This is a genomic window from Candidatus Thiodiazotropha sp. AKIB8, from assembly GCF_058244675.1.
In genome coordinates this window covers 1-14,452 of the sequence record NZ_JBSYOO010000031.1, presented here as the reverse complement: position 1 = coordinate 14,452, position 14,452 = coordinate 1, and the positions used below count along the sequence as shown (strand labels likewise).

Below are 14,452 nucleotides of genomic sequence, written 5' to 3'. Positions count from 1 at the left end.
ACCTATATTTAAAATTGGTATATGAGCTGATGAGTGGGCGTTTCTATCGGGATTTAATTGTGGCTCATATTGCTCAGTGGATCGCAGAGCAGGGCAGAGTGCTTGAGCCGCAAAGAGATGAGGCAGAGACTTTTCTGAAACACCTGGATAAGCCGGGGGCAGTTTTTTCCTTTCGTACCTTCTCCGATTCGGCATACACCCGGTCAGGGGCTCATGATCCACTTGAAAAGGCGCTGCATGGTTCAATATCAAACTGCTGGGATGAACTTGTTCGGCTCAACAAAAAAGGTGCAGTAGTCACAGTTACTGTCAATCGTACCAATGGTCGTGGCCGGGAGATTGGTGATATTACTCATGTGCGGGCACTGTTTATCGATGATGATCTGGGTGGTGATCCCCAAAGCTTAACTATTCCTCCTCATATCCGGGTAGAGACCTCCCCCCATCACTTTCATAACTACTGGTTGGTAAAGGATCTTGGTTTAAAACAGTTTCAGGCTTGTCAGCAAAGGTTGGCCAAACGCTACCAAGGAGACAGTCGTGTACAGGCGCTCAATCAAGCGATGCAGCTGCCTGGCTTTTGGCGCAGGAAACAGATCAGTCAGCCCCGATTACCCAGAGTGGTTGAGACTGCTAAAGCCCGGCCGCTTAATAATCAGCAGATTGAAAAGCTACTAGATCTTGATATACAAGGCGTTTATTCTATCAATACTTTTAGATAATGGAGTTAGGGTTGTGTTGAAAGGATTTAGTTTTTTTATTGTTTTACTACTGGTATCTACAAACGGCGCTCTTTTTGCAGCCCACCTTAATCACGACCGTACCGGACAGGTAGCACTGCTACCATTCTACACGGTAAACAATAACATCATCACCAACTTCACGGTGACCAACACCAGTAACTTATTCAAGGTGGTGCGGGTACGCATACTCGACTCCCTTATCTCTGCGGATCTACTGAACATCAACCTCTATCTCTCCCCCTATGATGTCTGGAACGCTACCTTGCGTATGAACCCGAACAGCGGGCTTCCCAATCTCATCACCGAGGATGAGAGCTGTACTTATCCGACAAAATCTACATTTCAGGCCGGTGTAGACCTGCAAAATAGCTATACAGCTCTAGCAGATGAGGATCTTTCACAAGGTTATATTGAGATTATTGAGATAGGTGATATCGCCGATGGTGATGGGCCAGCTTCGGATGGTGGCAATGAGGCCGAGATCGACATTAGTGGGATTGCTGACGGGATTGTCGATACCGCTGCCGGAGATCGTTCCATTCCGGATGGGTTGTTGCATGGTAACGACGGACAACCGGCAGACTGCTCTGTTGTTAGCGATGCCTGGGCGGCGGGTGTGTCGAATACTAGTGAGATCAATGGTTTTGAACCGGGGAGTATGGGGTCGAATGGCATCGCAGAGGATAGCGGTGATCCAGCTTCACCCTATGACAACAGCCACAACGCAGGTCTGGTAGCGCCAAACGGTGCTATTAATGCCTATGGCATCATCATCAATGCGGCCAGTGGTACCGCCTTTGTGGAGGAAGGGGTGCACATCGATCGTTATACCTCGGTTGCCCAGCACTACCTAACAGATGATCCCGTGCACTATCGTCTGCCTTCGTTGGCCTCCGGGAATATCCAGGAGGCGTACATCACCAATGCACAGGGTGACGGGATGAAGGGAGACACCCTGCCGTTGACCGAATATGACACCGGCGCACTGCACAATATCTCGCCATCACGGTCAGTACCCATGGGATCAAATCCTCTCCCGATTGCGATGTTACTGAGCGCAAGTGCCATTTCAGCACCATACTTTGTTGATGAGCGTGTTAATGGAATGACCGATATAGTATTGACCTTCCCGATGAGGAAACACGGTATCTATATCGGTAGATCACTGACCAATCAATTGTACTCGTATGTACCTGCTTGTGTGGGTGCCCTGGATGATGGAGTGGATGATGGTCGTGAGGTAACTCTGCTTGGGGTGTTGGTTCAGGACTATCCGCATGATGGGATGGGAAATCTTTGTATCTCTGCTGGATTTGACATAAATGGGTCTGAAAATTTTGTCTCTAATATCATCAGTACAATAGAGTATTACGACTACAAAAGTAGGGCGCGCCCGATGTGGGATTTTCGTATATCTTACGGTATTGTTCCCATTGATGCTGGATGGTACGACTTTGAGCGTAGTGTCAATGTGAAAGGCATCATCCACCGTTACAGTCATCCTTTTCTAGGAGCAGGAAATGTCAGTAATCAAGGCACAGTGTTCATTGTGGATGATGGTTATCCCGCAGGTTGGCTGACTGTCACCTTCTTCGATATTTATAACTACGAAACCAACCCCGATATCAGCCTGCTGACCGAATCCATCGGTGGCTTAGGCCCAGATGTTAATCAGAGTTGGATCGGTGTTCCCGTGATCGGTTTTTCAGCCATGGCAAGTGATGTCCAGTCCAATCAGGTGGGTGAAGTGGTTGAGTTGATTCGTAGTGTAGAGCGTTAACAGGCTCTTAACATCACAGGTCTTTTTTTACGATGTCGTTGATTGAGATGGGCCGTTATGTTCAATCTGAAACCATTCAAGCAAGGCTAGCAAAAAAGTGTCAGCAATGTAGCCTGGATGGAGTGCAACGGAATCCGGGAAGATTGGTGCACTGTTCTCCCGGATTCCGTTGCACTTCATCCAGGCTACGGACTTGTAGAAGTTCATTGCACTATGTTTTTAACTAGGGTTGACCCCTTTCAATGCGAGCAATGCTACACCATATGCTGCCTCTTGCTGTTCAGACCGAATGACCGGCACCTTTAACCGCTGCTGGCGCATGATTCGCCAGGGTTCATTGATAGCGCCACCACCAATTGAGAATATCTGTTTCGGTGTAGGCGTGCCCAGACTTGCCAGGCGTTGATAACCCTGTTGTTCGATATTGGCGATGCCTTCCAGCAACCCTTGGAAAAAAAGCAGATCACTGTTGGGCTTTGGTACTAGCTTGGGGGGCAGATCGGGGTCATTGACTGGGAATCGTTCTCCTGGCGAGTTGAGTGGGTAGTAATCCAGTCCCGTTGACTGATCGGGTTTAAGTTCAGGTGAGAGTCTGGCCATCTCCTGGTCATTGAAGTGATGCCGTAGAACTGCACCTCCACTGTTTGATGCACCACCGACTAGCCATCGATCCCCCAGGCGATGGCTATAGATACCATACTGGGAATCGAATACCGGGTGATCTGAGAGAATCTTCAATACCAGGGTGCTGCCGAGAGAGGTCACGGCATCACCTATGGCAGTGGCGCCTGAAGCTAAACAGGCTGCGTTGCTGTCTGTGGTGCCTGTGACGATGGGGATACCGGGCATCAATCCTGTCACATCAGCAACGTGCTTACTCAACTTTCCAACTTTGGTTCCACAGGGATAGACTTTCGGGAAGGCTTCGAAAGGGATGTCGAGTTGCGAGATCCAGACGGGCCACTGACGTTTAATCGGATCGTACCCCAGCTTCAGGGCATTATTTTCATCGCTGATTGGGATTTCTCCCGACAACTGCCCCAGAATCCAATCCGCCTGGTGTAGTGCATAAAAGCTTTGGCTGCCGATCTTTTTATTAAGATGCAGGAGTTTTGCCAGACTTGAACTGGCACTTAGAACCGGACTGCCTTCAGGCGCCAAGATCTTAAGTAGCTCCAAACCATCACGACTGCGCGTGTCGTTGTACATCAAGGCCGGGGTAAGTGGCTCTCCTTGCCGGTCTGTGATCAGTAGGGTTGATGAGGTGCCATCCACCGCAATACCGTCCACACTCTGATCAGCAGTCTCTTCTCCAATTGCCTGGAGCAATTTGATCACCGCCTGCCACCACTCGAGGGGATTTTGTTGCTGATATCCTTCGGCGGGAGATGTTGACTCCGGTAAGGGAGAACTGACCATCGATTTGACCACTCCATTTTCGTCGATGGCAATGGCGCGACAGCCGGAGGTGCCCAGATCGATTCCGATAAAAAGGCTCATGGGCATGCCTCCAGCTTTTTACCCCTCCTGTCTAAGGGAGGGTAACCGCTACAGGTGGTTGCCAACCTTCGGCTCTATGGTCCGCTACAACTGTGGTATAGATCCCGCCACGAACATTGAACTCTGCTGTGAGACGCATATAGCGGGGTTGGGTGGCACTCACCAGATCAGCGAGAATCTCATTGGTCACTGCTTCGTGGAATGCCCCTTGATCCCTGAAGGACCAAATGTACATCTTCAGTGCTTTAAGCTCAACGCAGAGTTTCTCAGGTACATACTCCAGAGTCATTTCAGCAAAATCTGGCTGACCTGTCTTTGGGCAGAGACAGGTAAATTCGGGAATATTGATACGAATCGTATAGTCTCTCTCCTGCTGAGGATTGTCGAAGGTTTCCAGATCTTTGCTTGGTTGGCTGGGCATGGTTTTACATTCTCATCATTAAAATCGCGTTGGATTATACGTGAGCCGCTGCCCAGTCTAAAGTATTTCATTTATATTCAATTGAAAACAATAACTTATAAAAAACAGTCCCACGGGATGGACAGTCCTTCTAGTATCTTAATAACGTGTGTTGACGCTGTCGCGATATAACCGAACTATTTTTGGGACAGGTCTGGATCCACGCAGCTATTCCATAATCAAGCAGGGTATATTCAATTAAGATTCCTGTAGGCGTGTAAACCGACCATACCGATGGATCAATCCAGTTCCGCCGGATTTCTGAGACGAAATTAGAGATTTGTCAACTAATCTACGTGAACTTATCTTTGTTTGATATAAAACGACATTACTACAGGTGCATTCAGTGAGATGGGTTTCATAATCAACATGTTTCCATATATTATGAATTCAGCAGGAAACCATGCGGGTTCTTTGCCATCAGAATAGCTTACTTTGTACTTACCTTCGATTTTCTGTTTGTTTGTTACATTACTTTGGAATTGGTAAATGGTTTCGCCGACAGAGAACCCAATAATCTTGTGCTTATTTTTTGTGTGTACATGACCAATATACTCATCTTCACCCTGTTTATTTTTGATAATAATAACGGTTGTGCCAAGAGTATCTCGCCAGGTGCCGGTGATATCGCTGTTATCTGAAAAATTTGCAAATACCAGGTTTGCCATCAGGCCGGCTGCTCTGGTGAAAATGCTATTCATTGTTTCAATAGAGTCGTAACCATTATCTGTCAGTCCTATAATTTGGGAATCCAGAGCAATATCCAAGTCTATGAAAGGGCTGTTCTGAGATAAAGAAGATATTTTTATTTTAAATTTAGCGCGACTTATGTTCTCTACAAAGTAATTGTGATTATTCTTAGTTAGTATATGTGATCTTAAACCGTTCTCAATTGAGAAACTAATATCTAGAGAAAGGGTATTATTATCAACTATGTTTTCTTTTCCTATGACTATATCAAGGCCGCTTAACAAGAATTCGTTTTGAACTGATAGTAACAAATCTTCTTTATATGGATCTGCTATACGATCCTGCGCAGTTACGTTTACGATGGCATGTTTCGGTGTGTCCGTTGGTGTCTTATCCTGATAAAAATTAAAATTAGCCGATGCAAAGGCGTAATTGGATGTATAGATTAATATGCCTAGTAGTAGGCTAATTGATTTTAAATGTATTTTTTGCACGACCGTGAAATCCTTTAATATTTATTAAAGAGAGTATTGTGTATTTAACGATAACGTCTGGTTGATTTATTTTTGGCTGTTCTTTTGACTGGTCCGTTGTAGTATGAGGAAAATGATCCGTCACTAGAGAGAAGCCACAAACGATTGTTCTGCTCTTTTATGACTCTTCCTACCGTTACGTGGTCAAAGGCACGGCCAAAACTAATATATGGCTTACCATGGTAATCTACAAAATTAGAAACTTTTTTCTTTTCTAGATTCTGTGAGTCATACTTATTTAATAGAGCCTCATTTATAATGTTTAAGCTTTCCTCAATTCCTTCTGCATAGTATTTACGGAAGACGGATGCACGATTTTCTGCCCAAAGCTCTATATTTTTAGCATAGACATGTGTCTCTTGATTATCGATTGCGCGCAACAATAGTGCATCGCTCAGGCTTGTTGAATAGTAGGAAAGGAATTGTGTGATTGGTGGTGAGTAGTATGAAACTGTAGTTATGTAAGACGGCGTACCCGATTTTTCCAGCCAAAGACTAACGACGCTATCCATCATGAGGGTCCGATAGTTGGGGTCTAGGCTATAACTTATCTTGATGACAATGGTTGGTTGCTCTGTTTTTTTTACCAATGCAATTAGATCTGCCTCATATTCGGGTGTCTCTTCTACCAATTTAATTCGTTCTGGTGTGGTGAATATAAATTTATCCTTTAGTTTATGTATGAAGTCGCTTTTAAAGTCCAGATCGCCAACCCTATTATTTAAGGGGGCGACTAGATTATGCATTTTCTTAATGCTAGCAGAAGTGTGGATTGCATCTAGAACACCACCAACCAATCCACCAAATGCGCCGCCATACTGTATTTGAGTGTTTATAGTCGTCTGACTGGATCTTGTTGCGTGTACTGTTCCAATAAGATGATCCTGAGGAATGATCACTAAAATATTGGCGTCAAATACTGAATCAGAGTAATTATTCTCAATAATCTTCTGCTGCGTGGTCGCACAACCATTAATCAGATATAAAACTACAAATAGAAAAGCTGTTTTTCTTAAAATATACACTTTCAATCCTTTGTCTCGTAACAAAAAATCTAGTTGAATAAATAATGCATGCAAGTAGAGTCATGACAATATTGCTGAATGCTGGTTTACATATTCAGCATGAAAAGCTAAACAGATGCTGGAAATTTAGGCTTTGCCATCAAATGAAGGAATAGACTGCAGAAAATGAAAATATTAGAGGTGGCGCGTGTGGCCAAATAATTCCATTTTTGATGGACTCCCTATTCACGTACTCCATATAGATACTAACCATAAAATTTTTTATAAGTATACAGTAGAAAAGTTAATTTTCTAGTTGAAAAGTTGATTGGATTGGGAGTTAAAGTATTTACTTTTAATGTCATGCTGATGAGTTATAGCAAAGAGGACAGTTGCGGAGCTAGAGGTTGTCTGTGTCGACTAGCGAGCTAGACATAATCTAATTGGGTATCAGTCGTGGATTGATGTCGTTGGTGTGGTTCGGGACTGCAACGGATGGTTTGGCTGGTGCCGAAGTAAGAGGTTTAGCTGGAGTCGAGCTTGTTTGACTCTCAGCGAGAGTATCTGTTCTGTCTGGCTAATAAGACAATATCCGGTGAGTATCCCGAGATCCTCAACCCATTTAGATTCGTTGTTTGAGAGACGATAAAGTCATTGTCTGTAGAGAGAGCTAGTGACGGTCCATTGAGTCCCGTATCATCAATAACAATGCCGAATCCGGCCTGATTACCTCGTGAAGTGCAAATTTTTGCACTGTCCTCTGTAACAATGCCCCTCTTTGGTGTATTTTAGCCGCCCATGCGTTTGGAGAAAATCAAGCTCGCCGGATTTAAATCATTCGTCGATCCAACTACTGTACCTATACCCAGTAATCTGGTTGGCATCGTTGGGCCTAATGGTTGCGGCAAATCCAATGTTATCGATGCGGTTCGCTGGGTGATGGGTGAAAGCTCAGCCAAGATGCTGCGTGGCGAATCGATGGCGGATGTCATATTTAACGGTTCCACTGCCCGTAAGCCGGTTGGTGCCGCGACTATTGAACTGATGTTCGATAATGCCGAGGGTCGGGCCGGTGGTCAGTATGCCCAATACAGCCAAATATCGGTCAAACGCCAGGTCTCACGGGATGGGCAGTCCCTCTACTATCTGAATAACGTGCGTTGTCGCCGTCGCGATATAACCGATCTGTTTTTAGGGACAGGTCTGGGACCACGTAGCTATTCCATAATCGAGCAGGGCATGATCTCCCGCCTGATTGAGGCTCGACCTGAGGATCTTCGCACCTTCCTGGAAGAGGCTGCGGGTATCTCCAAATATAAAGAGCGCCGACGAGAGACAGAGAACCGCATCCGCCATACCCGTGAGAATCTCGAACGTCTTACCGATCTGCGGGATGAAGTGGCAAAGCAGCTGCAACATCTACAGCGTCAGGCGGCTACCGCTGAGAAGTACCAACTTCTGAAGAAGGAGGAGCGTCAGACCAAGGCAGAATTATTGGCGCTGCGCTGGCGAACTCTCGATAACGACCTGCAACAGCGGGAGCGTAAGATCGCTGAGCTGCAGAACCATCTGGAAGCAGCGCTTGCTGAACAGCGCAAACTCGAATCTGTGATTGAAACGGACCGTGAGAAGCACACCGAAGCCAATGATCTGTTCAACGAGGTTCAAGGTCGCTTTTACAGCCTTGGCGCCGATATCAGTGGATTGGAGCAGGCAATACAATTTGCACGGGATACGATGCGCCAGCAACAGCAAGATCTGGAGCAGGTTGAACAGGCTTTTCTGGAGTCAGAGGCACATCGCGCCCAGGATGAAGAGAGACTGACTGAGCTGGACAATAATCTGCAGACTGAAGAACCTCTGCTGATGGAGGCCCGCGAAGATGAGTTGCGCTTATCAGAAGTCTTGAACAAGGCTGAGCAGGCGATGCAGAGTTGGCAGGCTGAGTGGGAACAGTTCAATCAACAGGCAGCTGAACCGGCTCAATCTGCCCAGGTGGAGCGTACGCGCATCAACCATCTGGAGCAGCAAGGTAGCAATTTAGAGCGACGTTTGCAGCGTTTTGATGAAGAGTTGGCAAGACTTGATGACAGCCGTCTGCTGGGTGAGATCGCTGAGCTTGAAACTGAAGAGTCGGGACAGAAGGAAGAGGTCGAAATATTACATAATCAGTTGAGCGAAATGGTTGAGCAGATCAACCAGCAACGGGATCTGAATAGTCAGGAGATGAACCAACTCGATCAGGCCCGAGCCGAGCTGCAATCGAACAAGGGGCGACAAGCCTCTTTGGATGCACTACAGCAGGCAGCGCTGGGTGAATCGGGAACTGATATGGCCCTGTGGCTCGACCAGGCACAACTGAAAACCGCGCAACGCCTGGCACAGCAGATCAAAGTCGCACCACAATGGCAGCAGGCTGTTGAAGTTGTATTGGGTTTTTATCTGCAGGCAGTTTGTGTCGACAACCTGGAGCAACTGCAAACCCATCTGCCACAGCTCGAGAAAGGTGTTGTGACATTGTGGGAAGAGCGGACTACTGACTCAGAGCCGCTTCACCCTGATGCGCTATCAAGCCAGATCGAAGCGCCCTGGGATCTACATGGGTTATTGGCAGGCGTTCGCATGGTGGATGATCTCGACACTGCTCTGCATCGCCGTCACAGTCTCAATTCCGGTGAATCTTTAATTACACCTGATGGGATTTGGGTTGGTCGTAACTGGTTGCGAATCACCCGTGAGTCGGATGAGAACGCCGGTGTGCTTGGTCGTGAGGAAGAGCTGAGAAGCCTTAAAGAGACTCTGCAACAGCAGCAGCATCAGGTGTCCACATTGGCAGACCACCTGGAGCAGGGGAGAGAGAGACTCAAACAGCTGGAGCAGGAGAGGGAGCAGTCGCAAACACGCTTCAATCAACTGAATAGAGCGCTGTCTGAAGTCCGCTCAAATCTGAGTGGCAAGCGTACCCGGGCAGACCATTTGCGCCAACGTCGTGAACAGCTGCAGCAGGAACAGAAAGAGATTGCAGAGCAGATCGAAACTGACCAAATGCTGATGGAAGAGACCAGGCAGCGACTGCATGCGGCCCTGGAGTCGATCGAGACCCTGGGCAGTCGTCGCGAGTCACTGGTAAAAAATCGTGATGATCTTCGAAACCAGGTAACCGAAGCAAGAGAGAAACTTAATCAGCAACGGACAGCAACCCATCAGCGTGAGCTGCAAGTTGAGTCGATGCGCACGGTACACGCCTCTCTGAAACAGAACCTGGAACGTGCCCGCAGTCAGCTCAGCCACTTATCCCAGCGTCGTGATGAGTTGAAACATAGTCTGGACAGTGCTGATGTTCCAATCCAGCAGCAGTTGCAGGATCTCAATATCAAACTCGAAGAGCGGACTGGCGTCGAGCGGGAGCTGAACCAGGTCAGGCAGGGCTTAGAGGATGTCGATGGACATCTGCGAAAGAGTGAGCAACAACGGCATCAGGCTGAGCAGCTGGTGCAGGAGCGTCGGGAAAAACTCAATCAAGCACGCCTGCAGAGCCAGGAAGTGACAGTACGTTGCAGCACCCTCAAGGAGCAGCTGAACGAGGAAGGACTGGATACCGAAGATCTCTTTAAAACCATGCCTGAAGATGCCAATGAACAGACATGGCAGCAGAAAGCTGAGTCACTGGCCAGCCGAATCCAGCGTTTGGGGCCGATCAATCTGGCCGCTATCGACGAGTATCAGGAGCAATCAGAGCGGCTGAAATATCTCGAAGAGCAGCATACAGATATCACCAGCTCTCTTGAGACCCTGGAGAATGCCATACGCAAAATTGACCGGGAGACCCGCACTCGTTTCAAAGAGACCTTCGATAAGGTGAACTCTGGTATCAAGGAGCTTTTCCCCCGCCTTTTTGGTGGTGGACATGCTTACCTGGAACTTACAGGAGAGGACCTGCTCGACACCGGGGTGACCGTAATGGCGCGTCCACCCGGCAAGCGCAATGCCAGCATCCACCTGTTGTCGGGTGGAGAAAAAGCATTGACTGCAGTGGCCATGGTGTTCGCAATTTTTCAGCTCAATCCGGCACCCTTTTGTATGCTTGATGAGGTTGACGCCCCCTTGGATGATGCCAACGTTGGCCGCTTTTGCGAGATGGTGAAATCTATGTCAGATCAGGTACAATTTATATTTATTACCCACAATAAAATTACCATGGAAATCGCTCATCAACTCTCTGGTGTCACCATGCATGAACCAGGTGTATCGCGCTTGGTAACCGTCGACGTGGAGGAGGCGGCTCAACTGGCCGCACTGTAACGTCATGGATGCCACAACACTGCGCATCGTTCTTCTTGTACTCGGGGTTGTCTTTCTGGGTGCGATATATCTCTACGAAACCCGCAGACGCAAACGTGAAATCGCTCAGGCGCGGCGTCGAGTGGCCCCTGAATTCAACGAGCCGCAGATCAGCGAGTCGTTGTTAGCGGACGAGCCCGATAGTGATCCTGTAACGCATGATGACCAGGATAAGCTCTCTACGGATGAGGAAGATACCTGGGCTGAATGGGATGATGAAGATACCGAACAACTCTACCCTGGGATAGATGGGATCAAAGGCATGCATGCTGAAGATGATCCAGAGTCTGACCTGGAGTTGAATGCAGGGGAACCAGCTGCTACACCTGAACAGCAGGAGTTATTCGGTTTCAGTGCTCAAGAGGAGTCCCCGGTTGATGTACCGAAGCTGATCTTACAGATCAATCTCAAAGCTAAAAGCGCACCATTCAACGGTGTTAATATTCAGAAAGCGATGAATGATGTCGGGCTTGTGCTGGGTAAATTGCCTATCTATCAACGACTCAGCAGTGACAGCAGACTAATTCCACAATTCAACATTGCCAGTATGGTGGAGCCTGGAACCTTTCCGGATAAGGATTTGGAGCAATTCGAAACACCGGGATTGACCCTGTTTACCCAGCTACCTGTCCCTGGAGGTGATGGCATGGCCGTTTTTTCGGATATGTTGTTCACCGCAGAACGGCTTGCAGCAACGCTCAATGGCGAACTGCAGGATGAGACCCATAGTGCCCTGACCAAGCAGACGATAGAGCATCTGAGGGGGCAGATTACTGAGCACCGTCGGCAGGTACAGCTGGCCAGGAGTAAGGGTTGAAACCAACCCCTGAGACCGTCGCAAGGGTTGATGAGTTGCGTAGGGAGATCGATTACCACAATCGACGCTACTATGTTTATGATGAGCCTCAGATTCCAGATGTCGAATATGACCGCCTGATGCGGGAGTTGCAGGGGCTGGAACAGCAATACCCCTCTCTGATCAATCCAGACTCACCGACCCAACGGGTGGGTGACAAACCCCTGTCTCACTTTAATGAGGTTGCTCATCAGGTTCCGATGCTATCCCTCGACAACGCCTTCGATGAGGCAGAGATGAGGGATTTTGAACGGCGTATTCGAGACCGTTTGAAAATTGATACTGAGCAACCGATCCACTACCTGGCTGAACCCAAACTCGATGGTCTGGCGATCAATCTGCGTTATGAGAAAGGGCGTCTGGTATTAGCGGCAACGCGGGGTGATGGCAGCCGTGGTGAAGATGTCACGAGTAATGTTCGAACCATCAAAGCCATTCCTCTGAATCTGCAGGGTGATGAGTGGCCTGAAATCCTCGAGGTCAGGGGCGAAGTATTCATGCCCAGAGCCGGATTCGAAAAATTTAATGAACGCGCCCGAAAAGCGGGTGAAAAGAGCCTTGTAAATCCACGCAATGGGGCGGCAGGATCACTGCGTCAGCTCGATCCTCGTATCACTGCTAAGCGGCCATTAGCCTTCCTCGCCTATGGGTTTGGTGAGGTGATCCCCTCCCAATCCGGGATCAATCTCAGCGATACTATAATCGCGCTCAGAGAGTTTGGTATTCCAACTTCACCCCTAATGGAGGTAGTCGCAGGGGCTGAAGGGTGCATCGACTACTTCCAGCGTCTGGCAAAACAGCGGGATGCTCTGCCCTATGACATCGACGGCGTGGTTTTCAAAGTGGATGATTTGAATTTTCAGGAGAGGCTTGGATTTGTATCCAGAGCGCCACGTTGGGCTGTGGCCTACAAGTTTCCGGCTCAGGAAGAGTTGACCAAAGTCGAAACAATCGAATTTCAGGTGGGCAGAACCGGAGCAGTCACGCCTGTAGCGAGACTGCACCCCGTGTTTGTTGGAGGCGTCACTGTGAGTAATGCCACGCTGCATAATATGGATGAGGTGAAGCGCAAGGATGTTCGAGCTGGCGATACTGTAGTGGTTCGTCGTGCTGGCGATGTAATCCCTGAAGTGGTCAGTGTGATTCTGCAAAAACGACCGGATTCGAGTCTCCCAGTGGTGCTGCCAGACCATTGTCCAGTTTGTGACTCTGAGATAGTTACTGCGGAAGGGGAGGCGGTTGCACGCTGTTCCGGTGGCCTCTATTGCCCGGCACAGAGGAAAGAGGCGATCAAACATTTTGCTTCACGCAAGGCGATGGATATCGAAGGATTGGGGGACAAACTGGTCGAGCAGTTGGTTGAACAGAAGTTGGTGAATACCCCTGCCGATCTTTATACCCTCACTCTGGAACAGCTTAGTGGTCTTGAGCGAATGGCAGAGAAGTCTGCACAGAATCTGCTCGATGCGCTGCTAAAGAGTAAGCAGACTACCCTGAATCGTTTTCTCTACGGGTTGGGGATACGTGAAGTAGGTGAGGCGACCGCCCAGGCGTTGGCTCAACACTTTTTAACCCTGACTGCAATTGAACAAGCCGATGAAGCATCACTACAAGAGACACAGGATGTTGGGCCTGTCGTGGCAGCACATATCGTCTCTTTCTTCCGCCAACCACACAATCGTGAAGTAATAGATGAGCTGCTGGAAGCGGGTATTGAGTGGCCAGAGATCGTAAGAGTTGAAGCTGAACAGACCCATCTGGCAGGCAAGACTTTCGTTCTCACTGGCACATTGAGTCAACCTCGTGATGAGATAAAAGAGATTTTAATTGCCCAGGGTGCGAAGGTTACCGGTAGTGTCTCCAGTAAGACTGATTTCCTAGTGGCAGGGGAGGCAGCGGGTTCAAAGCTGGCGAAAGCAGAAAAACTGGGTGTAGAGATCCTCGATGAAGAGGCGCTGAAAGTTTTGCTGAATAACGTCTCCCAATAAGCGTTTTATTGGCATCTGTCTCATGTTAGCTTTGTGTTATTGATCTGTCTTAATGGAAAAAGCCAATGAATGAAGTATCGAGTAATGAGCGGGAGATTATGATGGTGATGCGTAAGCTGCTCACCACCATCGTTCGCGAAGTCACCCCAGAGTCCAAGAGTCTGAGGCACCCACTGTCTGATAATACCATCCAGGATATTCGCCACTGTCTTGGTTTGATTACAGCACGGGAAAAAGAGTTGGCAGATGAGGGGGGAAGAACCGCTCAGGAGCGTCCCTACTTTGTGGATGAGCCACCGCAAACAAAGGTCGTGCCTATTTCAAGCATCGGTAAAACAAAAAAAGAATCCGAGGAGTAGGGCAGATTCAATCGCAAATGAATTCAGCTTTGCCCTAAGCAAACCTAACCCTCTGGTAGGGTGGGGCCATGCCCCACCAAAACCCATACAGAGTCATCCAAACCACTAAACCGGACTGCAGCAAACCCAGGATAACCTGCACCTTTCCCCGGATTCCGCTGCGCTTCATCCAGGCTACAGTAATGCACTCAAAACCTA

At 48.2% G+C, this 14,452-nt stretch carries 10 protein-coding genes; 6 read left to right on the top strand and 4 right to left on the bottom strand.

Translation table 11 applies throughout. The annotated features are described in order from the left end of the window. Positions 1 to 29 precede the first annotated feature (29 nt). A complete protein-coding gene (locus tag AC4IFB_RS08955) occupies positions 30 to 722 on the top strand; it encodes a DNA-primase RepB domain-containing protein (protein ID WP_490779982.1) in 693 nt (230 codons plus the stop codon). Between the two features lie 13 nt (positions 723 to 735). Further along, complete coding sequence (locus AC4IFB_RS08950; RefSeq protein ID WP_490779981.1) at positions 736 to 2,523, top strand: hypothetical protein; 1,788 nt, start codon at positions 736 to 738, stop codon at positions 2,521 to 2,523. 219 nt (positions 2,524 to 2,742) lie between these two features. Here the strand turns inward: AC4IFB_RS08950 and AC4IFB_RS08945 are convergent, their stop codons facing one another. The 4 genes from AC4IFB_RS08945 to AC4IFB_RS08930 all read right to left on the bottom strand — a co-directional run bounded on the left by AC4IFB_RS08945 (position 2,743) and on the right by AC4IFB_RS08930 (position 6,731). Then, on the bottom strand, positions 2,743 to 4,023 hold the full coding sequence (locus tag AC4IFB_RS08945) for an FGGY-family carbohydrate kinase (RefSeq protein ID WP_490779980.1): 1,281 nt from the start codon (positions 4,021 to 4,023) through the stop codon (positions 2,743 to 2,745). Positions 4,024 to 4,054: 31 nt separating this feature from the next. Beyond that, positions 4,055 to 4,444 carry a preQ(1) synthase gene (queF, locus tag AC4IFB_RS08940; protein ID WP_490776075.1) on the bottom strand — a complete coding sequence of 130 codons (390 nt, stop codon included), beginning with the start codon at positions 4,442 to 4,444 and terminating at the stop codon, positions 4,055 to 4,057. Positions 4,445 to 4,785: 341 nt separating this feature from the next. Further along, positions 4,786 to 5,667, bottom strand: coding sequence for a hypothetical protein (locus AC4IFB_RS08935; protein ID WP_490779979.1), 882 nt, complete (start codon positions 5,665 to 5,667; stop codon positions 4,786 to 4,788). 44 nt (positions 5,668 to 5,711) lie between these two features. After that, positions 5,712 to 6,731, bottom strand: coding sequence for a hypothetical protein (locus AC4IFB_RS08930; protein ID WP_490776077.1), 1,020 nt, complete (start codon positions 6,729 to 6,731; stop codon positions 5,712 to 5,714). Positions 6,732 to 7,508: 777 nt separating this feature from the next. Here AC4IFB_RS08930 and smc point away from each other — a divergent pair. From smc to AC4IFB_RS08910, 4 genes are all read left to right on the top strand, one after another. Further along, positions 7,509 to 11,012 carry a chromosome segregation protein SMC gene (smc, locus tag AC4IFB_RS08925; RefSeq protein WP_490779978.1) on the top strand — a complete coding sequence of 1,168 codons (3,504 nt, stop codon included), beginning with the start codon at positions 7,509 to 7,511 and terminating at the stop codon, positions 11,010 to 11,012. Positions 11,013 to 11,016: 4 nt separating this feature from the next. After that, positions 11,017 to 11,868, top strand: a complete 852-nt coding sequence (locus AC4IFB_RS08920) for a cell division protein ZipA (protein WP_490779977.1) — start codon at positions 11,017 to 11,019, stop codon at positions 11,866 to 11,868. Continuing rightward, positions 11,865 to 13,895, top strand: coding sequence for an NAD-dependent DNA ligase LigA (ligA, locus tag AC4IFB_RS08915; RefSeq protein ID WP_490779976.1), 2,031 nt, complete (start codon positions 11,865 to 11,867; stop codon positions 13,893 to 13,895). The genes AC4IFB_RS08920 and ligA overlap by 4 nt, the downstream gene beginning before the upstream one ends. A 65-nt stretch (positions 13,896 to 13,960) precedes the next feature. Continuing rightward, the gene (locus AC4IFB_RS08910; RefSeq protein WP_490776081.1) at positions 13,961 to 14,254 is read left to right on the top strand and encodes a segregation and condensation protein A; all 294 of its coding nucleotides are present in this window, start codon (positions 13,961 to 13,963) and stop codon (positions 14,252 to 14,254) included. The last annotated feature ends 198 nt before the right edge of the window (positions 14,255 to 14,452 follow it).

Bases quoted from the DNA above. Each gene is read 5' to 3' on its own strand.
- AC4IFB_RS08955 (WP_490779982.1), top strand. From the start codon at position 30: ATGAGTGGGCGTTTCTATCGGGATTTAATTGTGGCTCATATTGCTCAG.
- AC4IFB_RS08945 (WP_490779980.1), bottom strand. From the start codon at position 4,023: ATGAGCCTTTTTATCGGAATCGATCTGGGCACCTCCGGCTGTCGCGCC.
- queF (WP_490776075.1), bottom strand. From the start codon at position 4,444: ATGCCCAGCCAACCAAGCAAAGATCTGGAAACCTTCGACAATCCTCAG.
- smc (WP_490779978.1), top strand. From the start codon at position 7,509: ATGCGTTTGGAGAAAATCAAGCTCGCCGGATTTAAATCATTCGTCGAT.
- AC4IFB_RS08920 (WP_490779977.1), top strand. From the start codon at position 11,017: ATGGATGCCACAACACTGCGCATCGTTCTTCTTGTACTCGGGGTTGTC.
- AC4IFB_RS08910 (WP_490776081.1), top strand. From the start codon at position 13,961: ATGAATGAAGTATCGAGTAATGAGCGGGAGATTATGATGGTGATGCGT.